This window comes from Microcystis aeruginosa LEGE 91341 (assembly GCF_015206885.1).
GTDB classification, from domain to species: Bacteria; Cyanobacteriota; Cyanobacteriia; order Cyanobacteriales; family Microcystaceae; genus Microcystis; species Microcystis aeruginosa_H.
Genome location: NZ_JADEXY010000280.1, coordinates 1 through 1,034 on the forward strand (window position 1 = coordinate 1; position 1,034 = coordinate 1,034).

Below are 1,034 nucleotides of genomic sequence, written 5' to 3' on the forward strand. Positions count from 1 at the left end.
ACCTTGGGGATATCGCTGGGGGTTCGGGGGGGAACTTCGCCGATAATTTTCACTAATGCCACAAAGCGCCCGGTAACGATCAAGGGCATTCGCTCCACTTGTAATGACGTTTCCCCGATTTCTGCATTGGGAAAGCTGACCACCACATCATCGAGCGGTCGCGATCCGGCCAGCGCTTGCAGGGGTCCAACCCCTAAACGACCATTCAAGCGAGTTGGTAGGATATTTCCCTGTTTTTCACTCTCGATCGCCTCCGGGGTGAAGCGAATATCCTTAGTAACCAGTCCTAAATATCGAGCCAGTGTTGGGGATTGCCGCCAACCTAAACGAACTTTTTGACCGACTAAATCCGGCCGGGGTGCTTGGTAAACCTGCAACCAAGTCCAATCTTCCCCCGGTGTCGCCGAATATTCCTCCGGTTTTGGCAAAATCAGGCGACCGATCCAGGGGGCGATCGGGCGATACCATCGCGGATCGAGGGATTGCTCTAGGGGAAAATAACCCGGTTGATTGACCGCTAACCGACTCATGATCCAGTAGTCAGCCTTGGCTTCTTCCACGGGCCGCGGACTGAACAGAAAAACCGCTAGAGCGATCGCCGCCAGCGAGAGAAGTATCCAGACAATCCGGGAAATCGTTCTTTTCATGGCATAGCTGACGCTCATCGATCGAGTGAGGTTTCCCCAGCCTACAGCCTTTATACTAGGGTGTGCTGAAAAAGTTTGTTGGTGGGGTTAAGGAGTCAGGAGTCAGTAGCTGGTCGTCAGGAGTCGGGAGTTTCAGGCTTTGTTGCCCTCTCTTTTTGTACCAATACATGTACTACAAGAAGGAAGGATAATGCAAGGTTTTTGAATGTCCCAATCCTATATTCTTGCACTAACATCGGATTTTAACAGGTCAAAAGCCTTATTTTAAAAGGGTTTTACCATTATTCAGCTATTCAGCAAGCCCTAAATAATTAAAGATGTGTCAGCAGCTGCGTGTAAGCATCCCACCGAAAAACTAATGCGCGGGGGGTTTGGGGGGTTCTACCC

General features: G+C 50.6%; 1 pseudogene. It reads right to left on the reverse strand.

Going from position 1 to position 1,034, the window contains the following annotated elements:
* Positions 1-665: pseudogene (locus tag IQ234_RS20860) on the reverse strand (CPBP family intramembrane glutamate endopeptidase); the annotation flags it as partial.
* Positions 666-1,034 lie beyond the last annotated feature (369 nt).